The organism is Streptomyces sp. NPDC058741 (assembly GCF_042746715.1).
Classification (GTDB): Bacteria; Actinomycetota; Actinomycetes; order Streptomycetales; family Streptomycetaceae; genus Streptomyces.
This window is the reverse complement of record NZ_JBHYQH010000005.1, coordinates 50,607-67,405: the sequence shown is the minus strand read 5'-3', so window position 1 is coordinate 67,405 and position 16,799 is coordinate 50,607. Positions and strand designations below refer to the sequence as shown.

15 protein-coding genes, 2 tRNA genes and 2 pseudogenes are annotated in these 16,799 nt (G+C 71.2%); 7 read left to right on the top strand and 12 right to left on the bottom strand.

Features of this window, described 5'->3' with window-relative positions; all coding sequences use genetic code 11:
* Positions 1-89 precede the first annotated feature (89 nt).
* From rsrA to ACFW6P_RS05695, 4 genes are all read right to left on the bottom strand, one after another.
* A complete protein-coding gene (gene rsrA, locus ACFW6P_RS05710; RefSeq protein WP_386355579.1) occupies positions 90-401 on the bottom strand; it encodes a mycothiol system anti-sigma-R factor in 312 nt (103 codons plus the stop codon).
* Complete coding sequence (gene sigR, locus ACFW6P_RS05705) at positions 398-1,087, bottom strand: RNA polymerase sigma factor SigR (protein WP_386355658.1); 690 nt, start codon at positions 1,085-1,087, stop codon at positions 398-400. The genes rsrA and sigR overlap by 4 nt, the downstream gene beginning before the upstream one ends.
* Positions 1,088-1,343: 256 nt before the next feature.
* Complete coding sequence (locus ACFW6P_RS05700; RefSeq protein WP_386355576.1) at positions 1,344-1,982, bottom strand: alpha/beta family hydrolase; 639 nt, start codon at positions 1,980-1,982, stop codon at positions 1,344-1,346.
* A 1-nt stretch (position 1,983) separates the two neighbouring features.
* The gene (locus tag ACFW6P_RS05695) at positions 1,984-2,799 is read right to left on the bottom strand and encodes an SOS response-associated peptidase (RefSeq protein ID WP_386355573.1); all 816 of its coding nucleotides are present in this window, start codon (positions 2,797-2,799) and stop codon (positions 1,984-1,986) included.
* Positions 2,800-2,849: 50 nt separating this feature from the next.
* Between ACFW6P_RS05695 and ACFW6P_RS05690 the strand changes: the two genes are divergently transcribed.
* The 4 genes from ACFW6P_RS05690 (at position 2,850) to ACFW6P_RS05675 (ending at position 6,445) form a co-directional block, all read left to right on the top strand.
* Positions 2,850-3,572 carry a M50 family metallopeptidase gene (locus ACFW6P_RS05690; protein WP_386355570.1) on the top strand — a complete coding sequence of 241 codons (723 nt, stop codon included), beginning with the start codon at positions 2,850-2,852 and terminating at the stop codon, positions 3,570-3,572.
* 102 nt (positions 3,573-3,674) lie between these two features.
* Positions 3,675-4,985 carry a 3-phosphoshikimate 1-carboxyvinyltransferase gene (gene aroA, locus ACFW6P_RS05685; RefSeq protein ID WP_386355568.1) on the top strand — a complete coding sequence of 437 codons (1,311 nt, stop codon included), beginning with the start codon at positions 3,675-3,677 and terminating at the stop codon, positions 4,983-4,985.
* Positions 4,986-5,002: 17 nt separating this feature from the next.
* Positions 5,003-6,013, top strand: coding sequence for a ribosome small subunit-dependent GTPase A (rsgA, locus tag ACFW6P_RS05680; protein ID WP_386423007.1), 1,011 nt, complete (start codon positions 5,003-5,005; stop codon positions 6,011-6,013).
* A 108-nt stretch (positions 6,014-6,121) separates the two neighbouring features.
* Entirely contained in the window at positions 6,122-6,445 is a 324-nt protein-coding gene (locus ACFW6P_RS05675) for a DMT family transporter (protein ID WP_386355563.1), read from the top strand.
* A gap of 7 nt (positions 6,446-6,452) precedes the next feature.
* Here ACFW6P_RS05675 and ACFW6P_RS05670 read toward each other — a convergent pair whose 3' ends face one another.
* Positions 6,453-7,061, bottom strand: a complete 609-nt coding sequence (locus tag ACFW6P_RS05670) for a TetR/AcrR family transcriptional regulator (RefSeq protein WP_386355561.1) — start codon at positions 7,059-7,061, stop codon at positions 6,453-6,455.
* Between the two features lie 254 nt (positions 7,062-7,315).
* Here ACFW6P_RS05670 and hisN point away from each other — a divergent pair, with 254 nt between their 5' ends.
* A complete protein-coding gene (hisN, locus tag ACFW6P_RS05665) occupies positions 7,316-8,140 on the top strand; it encodes a histidinol-phosphatase (protein ID WP_386355559.1) in 825 nt (274 codons plus the stop codon).
* Between the two features lie 41 nt (positions 8,141-8,181).
* On the opposite strand, the gene ACFW6P_RS05660 is transcribed toward hisN, so the two are convergent.
* Positions 8,182-8,442: a hypothetical protein gene (locus tag ACFW6P_RS05660; RefSeq protein WP_386355557.1), complete on the bottom strand. Its 261-nt coding sequence runs from the start codon at positions 8,440-8,442 to the stop codon at positions 8,182-8,184.
* A gap of 267 nt (positions 8,443-8,709) precedes the next feature.
* Between ACFW6P_RS05660 and ACFW6P_RS05655 the strand changes: the two genes are divergently transcribed.
* Positions 8,710-9,102, top strand: a complete 393-nt coding sequence (locus ACFW6P_RS05655) for a cyclic nucleotide-binding/CBS domain-containing protein (protein ID WP_386355554.1) — start codon at positions 8,710-8,712, stop codon at positions 9,100-9,102.
* 97 nt (positions 9,103-9,199) lie between these two features.
* Here ACFW6P_RS05655 and ACFW6P_RS05650 read toward each other — a convergent pair.
* Both ACFW6P_RS05650 and ACFW6P_RS05645 read right to left on the bottom strand, forming a co-directional pair.
* Positions 9,200-10,204: pseudogene (locus ACFW6P_RS05650) on the bottom strand (catalase); the annotation flags it as partial.
* 82 nt (positions 10,205-10,286) lie between these two features.
* A pseudogene (locus tag ACFW6P_RS05645) lies at positions 10,287-10,720 on the bottom strand (catalase); the annotation flags it as partial.
* Between the two features lie 126 nt (positions 10,721-10,846).
* On the opposite strand from ACFW6P_RS05645, the gene ACFW6P_RS05640 reads away from it, so the two are divergent.
* Positions 10,847-11,263 carry a Fur family transcriptional regulator gene (locus tag ACFW6P_RS05640; protein ID WP_386355551.1) on the top strand — a complete coding sequence of 139 codons (417 nt, stop codon included), beginning with the start codon at positions 10,847-10,849 and terminating at the stop codon, positions 11,261-11,263.
* A 128-nt stretch (positions 11,264-11,391) separates the two neighbouring features.
* On the opposite strand, the gene ACFW6P_RS05635 is transcribed toward ACFW6P_RS05640, so the two are convergent.
* The 4 genes from ACFW6P_RS05635 to ACFW6P_RS05620 all read right to left on the bottom strand — a co-directional run bounded on the left by ACFW6P_RS05635 (position 11,392) and on the right by ACFW6P_RS05620 (position 16,688).
* A tRNA-Met gene (locus ACFW6P_RS05635) sits at positions 11,392-11,465 on the bottom strand.
* A gap of 105 nt (positions 11,466-11,570) precedes the next feature.
* A complete protein-coding gene (locus ACFW6P_RS05630; RefSeq protein ID WP_386355548.1) occupies positions 11,571-13,394 on the bottom strand; it encodes a tetratricopeptide repeat protein in 1,824 nt (607 codons plus the stop codon).
* A 232-nt stretch (positions 13,395-13,626) separates the two neighbouring features.
* A tRNA-Met gene (locus ACFW6P_RS05625) sits at positions 13,627-13,700 on the bottom strand.
* Between the two features lie 57 nt (positions 13,701-13,757).
* Positions 13,758-16,688 carry a UPF0182 family protein gene (locus ACFW6P_RS05620; protein WP_386355655.1) on the bottom strand — a complete coding sequence of 977 codons (2,931 nt, stop codon included), beginning with the start codon at positions 16,686-16,688 and terminating at the stop codon, positions 13,758-13,760.
* Positions 16,689-16,799: the final 111 nt, after the last annotated feature.

The window sequence follows — 16,799 nt, the reverse complement described above, 5'->3', positions numbered from 1 at the left end:
CCTAGGACGGGGGCAGGGGGGTCCGCGGTCCGATCACCCGCGGGTTAGCACGTTCGAGTGACGCGCCCGAGGAGAGCGGGGCGCGGGGCTCAGGACTCCCGCGGTGTGGCGGGCGCGGCCGTCACGTCCTGCTCGGGGACGGCCTGGCCGGAGCGGATCAGGTCGATCCGCCCCATGACCTTGGCGCGCAGGTCGCCCGGCACGTCGTCGTGCCCGCAGCAGCGCTTGACGAGCTTCTTCACGGCCTGCTCGAGGCCGTACTTCTCGAGACAGGGCGAGCACTCCTCGAAGTGGTGCTCGAACTTCACGCAGTCCGAGTCCGGCATCTCACGGTCGAGGAACTCGTAGAGATGATCGAGGATTTCGCTGCAATCCGTCTCGTGCGGCTCTCCGCAGCTCATGACCCCGAGCCTTTCGCTTCGTTCGACTCTCCGGCGCCGGCCGGGACCATCCCGCGCTCACGCGCGTAGTCCTCCAGCATGCCGCGCAGCTGGCGGCGGCCCCGGTGCAGCCGGGACATCACCGTTCCGATGGGTGTCCCCATGATGTCGGCGATCTCCTTGTAGGCAAAGCCCTCGACATCCGCCAGGTAGACGGCGATGCGGAAGTCCTCGGGGATCGCCTGGAGCGCTTCCTTCACGTCCGAGTCGGGCAGGTGGTCGAGCGCCTGCGACTCGGCGGAGCGCAGACCCGTCGACATGTGCGACTCGGCGCGGGCGAGCTGCCAGTCCTCGATCTCCTCGGCCGCGGAGCGCTGCGGTTCCCGCTGCTTCTTGCGGTAGGAGTTGATGAAGGTGTTGGTGAGGATCCGGTACAGCCACGCCTTGAGATTGGTGCCCTCACGGAACTGGTGGAAGGACGCGTACGCCTTGGCGTACGTCTCCTGCACCAGGTCCTCCGCGTCGGCCGGGTTGCGCGTCATGCGCAGCGCGGCCGAGTACATCTGGTCGAGGAACTCGAGCGCGTCACGCTCGAAGCGCGCGCTGCGCTCCGCGTCGGTCTCCGCGCTCACGCCGCCGCCCTGGCCCTCGGGCTGCTCCGCCTGGCCGTTGTCGGTCCCTGCGTCGGTCCCAGTGACCGGACCCACCTCCTCCGGAGTTCTCGTGAGACCGAGAGCGGTCTCACCCGAATCGGAGGATAGACGACGATCCGGTCCGCCCGCCGCCCGGACCGGGGCTGTCTTCGCCGCGTGCAGCACCGTCCAGTCCAGGTCGGCGCTGCTGCTGCGGGTCGGGCATACGGTCGAGCCCATGCGGCGGACTTCCTCTCCTACGGCGTCGGCGCTGGTCTCCAGCACGTACGTCCCGCACAACAGTGCGTCCAGCCCGGGCATTCCCGGCGCCTCACCCGAGTGACCCGGTCCAGGCCACGACGGCGTCCGTGATGACCGCCACGGCCTCGTCCTGCGTGATCTCCGCCCGCTTCGGCACGGCGAAGCCGTGATCCCCGTACGGAACCTCCACGAGGTCGTACGCCCCCTCGGGGAACTCGGCGGGCCTGCCGAACGGGTCGTTTCCGCCCTGGACGACCAGCGTGGGCACGCCGGAGCCCAGCAGTTCCGCGGCGCGGGACTTCTCCGGCTTGCCGGGCGGGTGCAGCGGGAAGCCGAGCGCGAGCACGGCCCGGGCGCCGAGTTCGACGGCGGTGCGGCAGGCGACGCGGGCCCCTGCGCTGCGCCCGCCGGAGACCACCGGCAGCCCGTGCGCGGCCAGCGCGGGCCACACGCCCCGCCAGCCGGCGTCCAGCGTCTTCGGCGCGGGCGCGAGCTTCTTCCCGGCCACCCGCCAGGGCTGCTCCACCCGTGCCACGGTCACGCCGTGGGCGGGCAGGACGCCGGCGAGGGCCTTCAGGTCGCGGGCCTCGATGCCGCCGCCCGCTCCGTGGCCGACGGCGAGCACGAGACGGGCCCTCGCGGCCTCGTGCCAGGTGATGCGTGCGGTGCCGGCGTCCGTCTCTGCGGTCTCGGTGGTCACGTGGGTCACGTCAGAAGAGTGTGCCCTCCTCGGGCGCCTCCAGCTCCTTCAGCAGCTCCGGTCCGTTGTTGCGGACGTTGCTGACGGCGGTGGAGACCGGGTAGGCGCGCATCAGCCCGCCGGGCGGCGGGGCGAGCAGCTCGCGCAGGCTCTCCGCCTCGGAGCGGGCCGGATCCAGCCAGGCGTCCCAGCGGTCGGGCGTCAGCATCAGCGGCATCCGGGGGTGGATGTCCGCCAGCGCCCGGGGCCCTTCGGCCGGGGCCGCCGCGAGCGGGCCGCTCTCGGCCTCCGTCGTGATGACCGAGCACGTCACCCACCAGGCCTGCGGGTGGTCGTCCGGCAGCGTCCTGTCCCGCCAGAACTCGTAGAGGCCGGCCATCGCGAAGACCGTCCCGTCCGCGGGCGTGACGAAGTACGGCTGCTTGCGGGGCCGCTTCTTCCTGCCCTCGACCTCCAGTTCGCGCTCCTGGGTGCCGGTGACCCACTCGTAGTAGCCGTCGGCGGGCAGGATGCAGCGCCGGGAGGTGAAGGCTCGGCGGTAGGAGGGCTTCTCGTGGACGGTCTCCGCCCGGGCGTTGATCATCCGGGCGCCGCCCTCGGGCGTCTTCGCCCAGGACGGGACGAGCCCCCACTTCAGCCTGCGCAGCTGGCGGACCGGCCGCGGGTCGTCCACGTCCTTCAGGGGGCGGTCCAGGACGGCGTAGACCTCCTTGGTGGGCGCCACGTTGTAGTCCGGTTCGAGGGTCTCCGCGGGCTCCCACCGCTCGACCTCGAAGATTCCGGCGAGATCCTCGGGCCCACGACTCGCTGCATACCGTCCGCACATACGTGCCACACTGCCAGATTCCATCCGACCTCAGGGAGCCAACGCCGCACATGGACAGCACCGCAATCGCCTCGCTCGCCTCCCTCTGGGACGAGGTCTCCGGCACCCAGCCCGACCCCGACCTGTGGGTGGTGCTGGGGACCCTGGCCGCCGCGCTCGCGGTGGTGATCCCGCACGGCCTGTGGCGCATATCCCGCAACGCCGTCACCATCGCCCACGAGGGCGGCCACGGGCTCGTGGCCCTGCTGACCGGCCGCACCCTGACGGGCATACGCCTGCACTCGGACACCAGCGGTCTGACGGTCAGCCGCGGCAAGCCGCACGGCATCGGCATGATCCTCACGGCCGCCGCCGGTTACACCGCCCCGCCGCTGCTGGGCCTCGGCGGCGCGGCCCTGCTCGGCGCCGGCCGCATCACGCTCCTGCTGTGGGCGGCCACGGCCCTGCTGCTGGCCATGCTCGTGATGATCCGGAACGCCTACGGCGCCCTGACCGTGATCGTCACGGGCGGGCTGTTCGTGGTGGTGTCCTGGCTGGCCGGCGCTCAGGTGCAGGCGGCGTTCGCGTACGCGGTCGTGTGGTTCCTGCTGCTGGGCGGGGTGCGCCCGGCGTTCGAGCTCCAGGTGAAGCGGGCGCGGGGCGGGGCCGGGGACTCCGACGCCGACCAGCTGGCGCGGCTGACGCACGTGCCGGCGGGGCTGTGGTTCTTCCTGTTCCACGCGGTGTCGCTGTGCTCGCTGATCGGCGGGGGACGCTGGCTGCTGGAGCTGTGAGCCGGGGTCGGCGGGCCGTGTGGGCGGGCGGCTCCTCCGTGCGGGCGCGACCAGCTCCGACGGCACTGCACCCGGGAGACGTCCGCCTTATAAAGTAAAGGCATGGCACCGAACCCCACCGCCCTCTGGCCCGCCCCGCACGCGAGCGGAGCCGTCGACGCGACGGTCCACGTGCCCGGGTCCAAGTCGGTCACCAACCGCGCCCTGGTCCTCGCCGCCCTCGCCTCCGAGCCCGGCTGGCTGCGCCGCCCGCTGCGCTCGCGCGACACCCTGCTGATGGCCGGCGCGCTGCGGGCGATGGGCGTCGAGATCGAGGAAGGCGTCGGCCCCGACGGCACCGGCGAGGCCTGGCGCGTGCTCCCCACCGGCCTGCGCGGTCCGGCCACGGTCGACGTCGGCAACGCCGGCACGGTGATGCGGTTCCTGCCGCCGGTCGCCGCGCTCGCCGACGGCCCCGTCCGGTTCGACGGCGACCCCCGCTCCTACGAACGCCCGCTGAACGGCGTCATCGACGCGCTGCGCGTGCTCGGTGCCCGCATCGACGACGACGGCCGCGGCGCGCTGCCCCTGACCGTGCACGGCAACGGCGCCCTGGAGGGCGGCCGGGTGTCGATCGACGCCTCCTCCTCGTCGCAGTTCGTCAGCGCCCTGCTGCTGTCCGGCCCGCGCTTCAACCAGGGTGTGGAGGTCCGCCACACCGGTGCCACCCTGCCGTCCATGCCGCACATCCGTATGACCGTCGACATGCTGCGGGCGGTCGGCGCCCAAGTGGACACGCCCGAGTCGGGCGGCGAGCCGAACGTCTGGCGGGTCACGCCGGGGGCCCTGCTCGGCCGGGACCTGGTGATCGAGCCGGACCTGTCGAACGCCCAGCCGTTCCTGGCGGCGGCGCTGGTGACCGGCGGCAGGGTCGTCGTCCCGGACTGGCCGGCGCGCACCACGCAGCCCGGTGACCGGCTGCGCGAGATCTTCACCGAGATGGGCGGTTCCTGCGAACTGACCGAGTACGGGCTGGTGTTCACCGGCTCCGGCGCGATCCACGGCATAGACGTCGACCTGAGCGAGGTCGGCGAGCTGACGCCGGGCATCGCGGCCGTCGCCGCCCTCGCCGACTCCCCGTCGACGCTGCGCGGCGTGGCCCACCTGCGGCTGCACGAGACGGACCGGCTGGCCGCGCTCACCAAGGAGATCAACGAACTCGGCGGTGACGTGACCGAGACGGCCGACGGTCTGCACATCCGGCCGCGCCCGCTGCACGGCGGGGTCTTCCACACCTACGACGACCACCGCATGGCCACGGCCGGTGCGATCATCGGCCTCGCGGTGGAGGGCGTGCAGATCGAGAACGTCGCGACGACGGCCAAGACCCTGCCCGGTTTCCCCGACCTGTGGACCGGGATGCTCGGGGCGTAGGACGCGGGGATACCGTCATGCGCCGCTACGGCAAGCACACCGACGAGGACGACATCCGCACCCGCCCGGGCCGCCGGAACACCCGCCCCCGGACCAACATCAGGCCCAGGCACGAGGACGCCGCCGAGGGTCTCGTCCTCACCGTCGACCGGGGCCGTCTGACCTGCCTTGTCGAGGACCGCGTGGTCATGGCGATGAAGGCCCGTGAGCTGGGCCGCAAGGCGGCCGTGGTCGGTGACCGGGTGGCGCTCGTGGGCGACCTCACCGGCAGGAAGGACACCCTGGCGAGGATCGTCCGGATCGCGGAGCGGACCTCCGTGCTGCGCCGCACGGCGGACGACGACGATCCGTACGAACGCGTGGTCGTCGCCAACGCCGACCAACTGGCGGTCGTCACCGCCCTGGCGGACCCGGAACCCCGGCCCCGCCTCATCGACCGCTGCCTGGTCGCGGCCTACGACGGCGGCCTGGAGCCGCTGCTGGTGCTGACCAAGTCGGACCTCGCCCCGCCCGACAGGCTGCTGGAACTCTACGGCGACCTGGACATCCCCCACGTCGTCACCAGCCGTGAGCAACTGGAGAGCGGTGCCGCGATCGACCGGGTGCGCGAGCAGCTCGACGGCAGGATCACCGCGTTCGTCGGCCACTCCGGCGTCGGCAAGACGACCCTGGTCAACGCGCTGGTGCCACGGGGTCGGCGGCGTACGACCGGGCATGTCAACGCGGTGACGGGCCGGGGCCGGCACACCACGACCTCGGCGCTGGCCCTGCCCCTGTCCGGCGGTGACGGCTGGGTGATCGACACCCCGGGCCTGCGCTCCTTCGGACTGCACCACGTCGATCCGTCCCGGGTGATCCACGCCTTCCCCGACCTGGAGCCCGGCACCGAGGGCTGTCCACGCGCGTGCAGCCACGACGAGCCCGACTGCGCGCTGGACACGTGGGTGGCCGAGGGGCACGCGGACCCGGCACGGCTGTACTCCCTGCGGCGGCTGCTGGCCACACGGGAGCGCAAGGAGGGCGACTGACCTCCGCGTTGTTTGTGAGGGGGCGCGGACGGCAAGTGCATAATCGCACCACGTCGGATGCGGCGGTCTGTAGCGGTCACCGGACGTGGGACACGGGAGGAACGACTCATGGCGTGGCTGCTGGTCATCGTGGCCGGATTGCTGGAGACCGGCTTCGCCGTGTCGCTGAAGCTGTCGCACGGCTTCACCCGGCTGTGGCCCACGGTCGCGTTCTGCGCCTTCGCGCTCGGCAGTTTCGGACTGCTGACGCTGTCGCTGAGGAAGCTCGACGTGGGGCCCGCCTACGCCGTGTGGACGGGCATCGGGGCGGCGGGGACGGCCATCTACGGGATGGTGTTCCTGGGCGACCTGGTCTCGACGCTGAAGATCGTGTCGATCAGCCTCGTGATCGTCGGTGTGATCGGGCTGCAGTTGTCGGGCTCCACGCACTGACGCCCTGTCAGGCGGGCTGCCCCCGAAGGGCACTGCGGACCAGTGCGGCGACGCCGCCCTCGCGCGGGGGAGCGGCCACGCAGGACAGGGCGAGCCGCACGGCGAGTTCGCAGGAGCGGGCCAGGTCGGCGGTGCCGGGCCCGGGGCGGCCGGGACCGGCCAGGACGCCCACGGCCCGGTCGCGGACCAGGGCGACGAGGTCGCCGGGTGAGGGCAGGGGGCCGTCGGCGCGGCGCTGGGCCGGTACGGCGGAGGCGGACGGGACGGACGACAGGATCGGCGACGGCAGGCGCTCGCCCCAGCAGCCGGTGAGCAGGGCGCGGACCAGTGCGTTGTCACGGGCAACCGCCGTGGTCCACTCGGCGGCGGCGGTGAGCCGGTCCTCGAGGTCGCACGGTCCGGCCAGGGCGCGGTCCACCCCGGCGAGGTAGGCGTCGGCCTCTCGCCTCACCAGGGCCCGGGCGAGCCCGTCCTTGCTGCCGAACTCGTTGTACAGCGTCTGCCGGGACACTCCCGCCGCCGCGGCCACGTCCACCATCCGCACGGCGGTCCACGGCCTGCACGCCAGCGCCGTGAAAGCGGCGTCCAGCAGGGACTCCCGCGCTGCAGGCATCATCGCCTCCCCTTGGGGCGAACGGCTCTGCGCCCCAGATTTGACGCGCGCAGAACCACTGTCAAGGGTTCGTGAGCGCACACCGGGGGGCGCGTTTCAGCCGTCCTGCGCGGCGTCCCGGGCGCGCGTCGCGGCGGGTGGTGTGCCGGCCGCGCGCGGTGCGCGCACCGCGCCCCGCCGAGCGCCCCACGCGACACCTCCCCCACCCTCACAGGCCCCCTGTAGCCCCGGCCCACCTCGGCAGATAGGTTCGTCACATGCCCGACTACCTCGACGACCTACGCCTCGCCCACGTCCTCGCCGACGCCGCGGACGCCGCGACGACGGACCGGTTCAAGGCCCTCGACCTGAAGGTCGAGACCAAACCGGACATGACCCCGGTGAGCGAGGCGGACAAGGCCGCGGAAGAACTCATCCGCGGCCAGCTGCAGCGCGCCCGCCCCCGGGACGCCATCCTCGGCGAGGAGTACGGCGTCGAGGGCACCGGCCCCCGGCGCTGGGTGATCGACCCGATCGACGGCACCAAGAACTACGTCCGCGGCGTGCCCGTCTGGGCCACTCTCATCTCCCTCATGGAGGCCGGCGAGGGCGGCTTCCAGCCGGTGGTCGGCGTCGTCTCCGCTCCCGCCCTCGGCCGTCGCTGGTGGGCCGCGAAGGGTCACGGGGCCTTCACCGGCCGCAGCCTCACCAAGGCCTCCCGGCTGCACGTCTCCCGGGTCTCCAAGCTGTCCGACGCCTCCTTCGCGTACTCCTCGCTCAGCGGCTGGGAGGAGCAGGGCCGCCTGGACGGCTTCCTGGACCTCACCCGCCAGGTGTGGCGCACGCGCGCGTACGGCGACTTCTGGCCGTACATGATGGTCGCGGAGGGTTCGGTGGACATGTGCGCCGAGCCGGAGCTGTCCCTGTGGGACATGGCCGCCGCCGCGATCATCGTCACCGAGGCGGGCGGCACCTTCACCGGCCTCGACGCCCGCCCGGGCCCCCACAGCGGCAACGCGGCGGCGTCGAACGGCCTGCTCCACGACGAGCTGCTGGGATACCTCAACCAGCGCTACGGAGAGGTCGGGAACCAGCGCTGCTGAGGGGGCGGGCGCCGCCCGCCCGGTGACGCCGGCCTGGTCGGCTAGCGGTCCGTCGAGAGCCGCTCGAAGGGATCCGTGCGCTGTCTCCGGTCGCGGTAGTCCTCGGCCCACCGGTAGGACCGGTCACCGACGACCGGCAGGATGACCTCGACCTTCTCATCGGGGACGCCGACGTCGCGGAGTACGACGCGGAGGTAGGCGCGTGCTTTCGTGGGGTAGGCGTGGCGGCGCGGGCGCAGCACGTCGGAGTGACGCGTACGGGGTCCGGCCGGAGCGCGGGCCACGGGTGTCCGAGTCGTCATCACGGCCTCCCGGACGACCAGCCGCGTGCCTCACGACCGGGCGTCTGTTCCGGATGCACGGAAGGCCTGCTGTGCGCCACCAGTGCCGAAGGTCCTTGCCTTCCGCCCCTGTTGACCCATGCGGCACACGTGCGCCCGCAAGCCGCCGCATTCGCTCCGCACGCCCCCTTGTTGACCCTCCCTTTGCCTGCCACTCTGAGGATCCCCCACTTGTGAACTTGTGAATCACCGAACAAGGTGGGGTACTCCCAGGAGGTGGCTCGATCCATGCTCGTCCGTGACGCCATGAGCACCGTCGTCCTCACCATCGGCCCCACCCACACCCTTCGCCAGGCCGCGACACTGATGTCCGCCCGCAAGGTCGGCGCGGCCATCGTCCACGACCCCGACGCCGGCGGCATCGGCATCCTCACCGAACGCGACATCCTCAACTCCGTCGGCATGGGCCAGGACCCGGACACCGAACACGCCCACGCCCACACCACGACCGATGTGGTGTTCGCCGCTCCCACCTGGACCCTGGAGGAGGCGGCCGGCGCCATGGCGCACGGCGGTTTCCGTCATCTCATCGTGCTGGACCGCGACGAGCCCGCCGGTGTGGTCTCGGTCCGCGACATCATCCGCTGCTGGGCACCGGCGCGTCAGCGGGTGCCCGCCTGACAGTGACGGCGCGCATCGCCGGAGGCAGCACGAACGGGCCGGGTCCACCTCGGGAGCCCCGGCCCGTCCTCTACCGCAAGCGGTCCAGCGCTGGAGTTCAGCCGCACAGGGCCTGCACCGCGGCCTCCAGCCGCTTGCCGTAGTCCCCGCCCGCTCGACGATGTCGTCGCGCGACACCTCGGCGATGAAGCCCGCCAGGTTGGCGATCAGACGCTCCTTCCCGTCCTCCGACATGAGCCGGTAGAGGTTGCCCGCCTGGACGAAGTCGTCGTCCTCGGCGTGGACGGGCGCCGGGTGGCTGCCCCTGACGCCGTTCACGGCCGTGGCGCACCAAGCGGACGGTCCGTCTGGAACGGCCCGCCGAAGCTGTTCGGCCCGTAGTTCTTCGCGCCCCCGTGACGGTCGTCGTACAGGTACCCGTCACGCGAGTTGGTGCGCGGCACGGTCGCGTGCGGACGGCTCACCGGCAGATGGTCGGCGTTGGTGCCGACGCGTTGGCGGTGGGCGTCGCCGTAGGCGAAGAGGCGGCCCTGGAGCATCTCGTCCGGGGACGGGCCGATGCCCGGCACGAAGTGGGCGGGACCGAAGACCGACTGCTCGACCTCGGCGAAGATGTCCTCCGGGTTGCGGTTGAGCTCCAGCCTGCCGATCTCGATCGGCGGGTAGTCCGCGTGCGGCCAGACCTTGGTCAGGTCGAACGGGTTGAAGCGGTACGCGGCCGCGTCGGCCTCCGGCATGATCTGCACCTGCACGGTCCAGGACGGGAACTCACCGCGCTCGATGGCCTCGCACAGGTCGCGCTGGTGGGAGTCGAGATCCCCGCGAGCCGGTCGGCCTCCTCCTGCGTGAGGCAGTTGACCCCTGGTCCGTCCTGAAGTGGTACTTGACCCAGAAGACCTCGCCGGCCTCGTTCTGCCCTCGGTAGGTGTGCGAGCCGAAGCCGTCCACGTGGCGGCAGGAGGCCGGGATGCCGCGGTCGCCGAACAGCCAGGTCACCCTGGTGCGTGGACTCGGGAGACAGGCTCCAGAGGTCCCGGACGTCGTCCGCCTCGGTGGAGCCGGTGTACGGGTCGCGCTTCTGGGTGTGGATGAAGTCCGGGAATACCCGAGTGGGACGGCTTTCCGCTGCGCGAGGCCCTGGCGGGGCGGCTGGGGGTGCCGGTCGTCGTCGACAAGGACACCAACGCCGATCGCGTCCTTGACGAAGAACACCGGGGTTTGGTTGCCGACGAGGTCGTCGTTGCCCTCCTCGCTGTAGGACTTCAGCGCGAATTCCTGCGGATCGCGCACGGTGTCCGGCGCTCCCAGGTTGCCCGCCACGGTCGAGAAGCGCAGGAACGTCTCCGTCCGCTTGCCGACCTCGGAGAGGAAGGCCGCGCGGGTGTACGGGGTGACGTCGGCGGTCACGGTGAAGGTCCCGTACGCACCCGCGCCGCGCGTGCACCACGCGCTCCGGGATCCGCTCCCGGTTGAAGTGGGCCAGCTTCTCCAGCAGGAGCTGGTCCTGGACGAGCACCGGGCCGTCGACGCCCGCGGTCTCACTGTCCTGGTTGTCGGCAACCGGAGCACCGGCCTTCGTCGCGAGCGGCCCCTGCGGTACGTACGCCTCCTGCACCATTCCCGCCGTTCCTGCCCCTTGGCCAAAGCCGTTCCTGGTCCTAAAATAGATAATGTCTAATTCAAGTAAAGCTCTAACTTCACACCTGTTCGGGACCTGGTCCCCTTAGCTGTTAGGCTGGTGGCCATGAGTGACCTTCTGGAACGGCTGCGCGGACGCGGATGGCGGATGACCGCGCAGCGACGTGTCGTGGCCGAGGTCCTCGACGGCGAACACGTCCATCTGACGGCCGACGAGGTCCACGCCCGGGCCGTCTCCAAGCTGCCCGAGATCTCCCGGGCGACCGTCTACAACACGCTCGGTGAGCTGGTCAGCCTCGGCGAGGTGCTCGAGGTCTCCACGGACCGGCGCGCCAAGCGGTACGACCCGAACGCCCACCGGCCGCACCACCACCTGGTCTGCGCCCGGTGCGGTGCGATCCGCGACGTGCACCCCGGCGGCAACCCGCTGGCCGACCTCCCGGACTCGGAGCGCTTCGGATTCACCGTCTCGGACGTCGAGGTGACCTACCGGGGTGTCTGCCCGAACTGCGCGGCGGCGTAGCCTTCTCGCACCGAAGCCCCGGCGCCGATGGGCGCTGGGGCTTCGTGCTGCGCGCGGAGGCGGCGAGCCACCTCCGACACAAACACCGAGGGCCGGAACCCTTTCGGATTCCGGCCCTCGGCTTTCAGTAGCGGGGACAGGATTTGAACCTGCGACCTCTGGGTTATGAGCCCAGCGAGCTACCGAGCTGCTCCACCCCGCGTCGTTGAATGCAACGTTACGTCACCGACAAGGGCGGATGCAAATCACTTCAACCCCAGGGCCACGCGTGTGACCAGGAGCACCTTCCGGACGGACCCGCACCTTCCTACGCCGACAGCTCCTGCCGCAACGCGTCCCGCAGCCGCTCCGCGCGCTCCGTCACGGACGTCGGCCCCAGCTCCACGGCCCGGTCGGCCCACCGCTGCCCTTCCGCCAGCTCACCCCGACGCGCATAGACCAGGGCCAGCCGCAACGCCGCCCGGCCGTGCCCCGCGTCGGCCGCGCGCGTCCACCACACTGCGGCTTCCGGCTCGCTGCCCTCCCGGGCCAGCAGCAGCCCGAGATTGAACGCGCCGTTGCGCGACCCGGCCTCGGCCGCCTGCCGGTACCACCGTGCCGCCTCCACGACATCGCCCCGCGCGGCGGCCAGCATGCCCACCCGGACCTGCGCCCGCCGGTGCCCCTGGGAGGCGGCCCGCTCGTACCACTCCTCGCACTCACTGCGCCGGTGCACCGGCTCGCCGAGCTCGTGCGCCGGCTCCGGCGGCCGCCGCGCGTCCAGCAGGGTCGCCAGCCGGTACGCGCCCTCCGCGCTGCCGCCCCCGGCCGCGCACCGCAGGTGCCGCTCGGCCTCCTGCTCGTCGCCGTCCCGCAACCGTGCGATGCCCACCTGCAGCGCCGCCTCGGTGTGCCCCGCGGCCGCGGCCCGCTCGTACCAGCCGAGCGCCGCCTTCACCTCGCCCCGTCCGGCGTGCAGGATGCCCAGGTTGAACGCGGCGTCCACGCTCCCGGCCTCGGCGGCCTTGGAGAACCAGGGCTCGGCACCCGTCTCGTCCCCGCCCTGCAGCAGCAGGATCGCCAGCGCGTTGGCGGCCTCCCGGTGCCCGGCGTAGGCCGCGCGCCGGTACCACTGCTCGGCCTGCTGGGTGCGGCCCTGCTCGGCGCAGAGCAGCCCGAGGTTGTACGCGCCGTTCACGTCGCCCGCGTCCATCGCGGCCCGGTACCACCGCTCGGCGGTCTGGGTCTCGCCCCGCTCGGCGTGCAGGGCGCCCAACGCGTTCGCCGCGTTGCCGTCGCCGTCCTGCGCGGCCCGCAGCCACCACACGGCCGCGTTCTCCGTGTCGCCCGCGTCGCGCAGCAGGAACCCGAGCGCGCAGGCGGCCCGCGCCTCGCCGTCCTTGGCGGAGGTCAGGTACCACCGCCCGGCCTCCTTGAGCTCGCCCCGCCGCTCCAGGATCGTCCCCAGCTGCAGGGCGGCGTGCCGGTGGCCGCGCGCGGCGGCCTGCCGGTACCACTGCTCCGCCTCCTCGAGCCGCTGGACACCGTTGTCACCACCGGTCTCGCGCGCCGCCTTCCGGTCGAGCGCCCGGGCCAGCCGGTAGGCGGCCTCCCGGTGCCCGCGCTCGGCGGCGACCCGCATCCACTGCCCGGCGCGCGCGTCGCCGCGGTGCTCCAGCAGGTCGGCGAGGGCATAGGCGCCCAGGGTGTGGCCCTGCTCGGCGGACTGGCGCAGCCAGTACTCGGCGGCGGGCTCGTCGCCGCGCTCACGGTGGTACCGGCCGAGGGCGTGCGCGGCCGGCGCGGACCCGGCGACGGCGGCGATCCGCCACCATCCGGCGGCCTCGTCGGCGTAGCCCCGCTGATGGAGGAGGACACCCAGGTTGTTGGCCGCTGCACGGTCGCCCGCAGCGGTCGAGGCACGCAGATGGGGCTCCGCGCCGTCGAGGTCGCCGCGGCGCAGGAGCATGGCGCCGAGGACGCTCATGGCCTCGACGTCACCGGCCTCCGCGGCGAGCCGCTGACGCAGCTCCTCGGCCGCGTCGTCGGCGAGCACCCCGGCTTCGTCCGGGGTGTCGGTCTCTTCCCGGCGGGAAGGCTGCACAAAACGCCCTGTCTCGAACAGAGTTCCCTTGTCCCCCATAACGTCCATCGTCGCACCACCTGCAACCTGGGTACACCTGGTATACCGCAGCCAGTGAGGTCACTACAGCGTTTTGTCGACATGCCCACAGAGAGACAAGTCAAACACAGATGGCGCAACTCCCAACGCCGACACGGCCACAGGGGCTTCAGCACATGCGTTCACACATCACGAAGGCCCGGATTCCTGTGTGGAATCCGGGCCTTCGTGGTCGCTCCGTCTTCGGACGTCGCGATATGAGTAGCGGGGACAGGATTTGAACCTGCGACCTCTGGGTTATGAGCCCAGCGAGCTACCGAGCTGCTCCACCCCGCGCCGTTGTGTTCACAACCGTATCACGGCGCGGGACGGGCATCGGACGAGGCCGGCGGCTCAGCCGCTCGGCTTCGGGCTGGGGCTGCCGCTGGGGGCGGCACTGGGCTTGCTCTCGCCGCCTCCGGCTCCACCGGACGCCTGTGCGTCCTCGGCGCTCCGCAGGGCGTCCTCCAGGTCCTTCTGCGCCCGGCCGTACGCCTCCCAGTCGTTCTTCTTCAGGGCCTCCTGGCCCGCGTCGAACGCCTTCTGGGCATCCTCAAGGGCCTGTTGGACCGTCGGGTTCTCGGACGTCGGCGGCGGTGTCGTCGTGTCGCCCTCGTCCGGCGGCGGTTGCGGTGTCCCGCCCTTGGCACCGAAGACCTTGTCGAGGGCCTCGTCGAGCGTGTTCTCGAAGGCCGTCTCGCCTCCGTAGGTCACCAGCACCTTGCGCAGCAGCGGGTACTTCAGACCGCCGCCGCGGACGTAGACCGGCTCCACGTACAGCAGGCCTCCGTCGAGCGGCACCGTGAGCAGGTTGCCGTACTCCACTTCGGAGTCGCCGCCTCTCAGGAGCCTGATGGACTCGGCGATGTCCTCTTGGGAGTTGAACTGGCTCTGGACCTGCTTGGGTCCGTTGACCGTCGTGTTGGTCGGCAGTTTCAGGATTCTGATCTTGCCGTAGCCCTCGGTGCCCGCCTCGGCGTCGACCGCCATGAACGCGCTGAGGTTGTCCCGGCCGTTGGGCGTGAAGGTCGTCGTCAGCGAGAACGCCTGCGCCTGCTGGTCGGGCATCTTCATGCTCAGGTAGTACGGCGGCACCGCGCTGCCCGACCGGTTCGTCGGGTCGTCCGGCACCTGCCACACCTCGCTGCCGCTGAGGAACGTCGTGGCGTCCTTCACGTGGTAGCGCGTGAGCAGCTCGCGCTGGACCTTGAACAGGTCCTGCGGGTAACGCAGATGGTCCATCAGGCCCTGCGAGATCTCGCTCTTGGGCTTGACCGTGTCCGGGAAGGCCTTCATCCAGGTCCTGAGGACGGGGTCCTTCGTGTCCCACTGGTAGAGCTTGACCTGGCCGCTGTAGGCGTCGACGGTCGCCTTGACCGAGTTGCGGATGTAGTTGACCTGGTTCTGCTGGGCCACCACCGCGCGGTTGTCGTTGGTCGCGGTCAGCGAGTCGGCCGTGGTGTCACCGAGGGTCGTGCGCGAGGAGTACGGGTAGCCGTTCGTCGTGGTGTACGCGTCGACGATCCACTGGATCCGGCCGTTGACCACCGCCGGGTAGGCGTCGCCGTCGATGGTCAGCCAGGGGGCGACCGCCTCGACGCGCTCCTTGGGCGTGCGGTTGTACAGCACCCGCGAACCCTCCCCTATGGCACCGGAGTAGAGGATCTGCGGTTCGCCGAACGCCACCGCGTACGCGGCCCGGTTGACCGGGCTGGAGAGGTTGACCCCGCTGTCGCCCTTGTAGCTGGTGGTCTTCTCCCCGTTGTCGTCGGAGTAGTCGATCTCCTTCTGGGGACCGCCGACGATCGAGTACGTGGTGGTCTTCTCGCCGTAGTAGACCCGCTGCTCGTACGTCCCGAGGTCGCCCTTGGAGGGGAGGTCGGACTCCGTGAAGACCGGGCGCCCCTGGGCGTCGGCGCTGGTGCCCTCGGCGGCGACCACTCCGTATCCGTGGGTGTAGCGGAAGTGGTTGTTGATCCAGTTCTTCTTCGGGATGCCGTCGAGGTTGATCTCACGCAGACCGAGGACCGTGTCCTGGTCCTTGCCGTCCTTGGCGTAGCGGTCGACGTCAAGGTTGTTCGGGAACGCGTAGTAGTTCCTGATCTGCTGGAGCTGCTGGAACGTCGGCGAGACCACGTTCGGGTCCATGATCCGGATACTCGCAGTGGAGCCGACGTCGTCGCGCAGCTGGGACTTGTCCTCGGTCTTGCGGGTGCCCGAGTAGTCCGTGACCTGGGTGCCGTCGATGCCGTAGGCCTTGCGCGTCGCCTCGAGGTTCTTCTCGACGTACGGCGCCTCCTTGGCCTGCTCGTTCGGCTGGACCTGGAACTTCTGCACGATCGCCGGGTAGAGGCCGCCGATGAGGATGGCGGAGAGCACCATGAGGCCGAAGCCGATCACGGGCAGCTGCCAGGTGCGCCGCCACAGGGTGAGGAAGAACAACAACGCGCAGATCACGGCGATGCAGAACAGGATCGTCTTGGCCGGCAGGTAGGCGTTGGCGTCGACGTAGCGCAGGCCGGTCCAGTTGTCGGTCGCGCGGAAGTCACTCGACTTCACCGCGAGCCCGTACCGGTCGAGCCAGTACGCGACCGCCTTCAGGGCCACGAAGACGCCGATGAGGACCGACAGGTGCCCGGTGGCCGCGGCCGTGGCGCGCGCGCCGGGGCTGGTGACGCGCAGCCCGCCGTACAGGTAGTGGGTGAGCGCGGCGGCGATCACGGAGAGGATCACGGCGGCGAAGCCGAAGCCGAGCAGGAACCGGTACCAGGGCAGGTCGAAGGCGTAGAAGGAGACGTCCAGCTTGAACTGGGGGTCCTTCTGGCCGAAGGGCACGCCGTTGACCCACATCAGCCACGTCCGCCACTGGCCGGACGCGGAGGCACCGGCGATCAGGCCCACCAGGGCGGTGATCGCGAGCAGCAGCCACTTCTTGTAGGGCGCGATGCTCATCCGGTACCGGTCGAGGTTCTGCTGCTCCATCGACATGGCGCTCAGCGGCGGGCGGAGCCGGTGCGCCAGCCAGATGTTGAAGCCGACCGCGAGCGCCATGAGCAGACCGAAGACGAAGAAGAGCCCGATCTTGGTCCACAGGGTGGTGGTGAAGACCGAGGAGTACTTCACCGACCGGTACCAGAGCCAGTCCGTCCAAAAGCCCGCGAACATGGTGAACGCCATGCCGAGGACGGCCAGGACGCCCAGCGTCATGAGCAGGGTCCGGACACGCCGGGACGGGCGGCCCACTCTCATCCGCGGCCCTGTCGGGCCTCCGCCGCGGTCCGGCATCTGGAAAGCCAAGGTGCGCACCTCGAAGTTCGCTGTTGATGGTCAGGCCCGCGTCTTCACGGACCGTGTGTGGCCCCCGAGATCGTGGGCCCCCACCTATGCAACTTACTC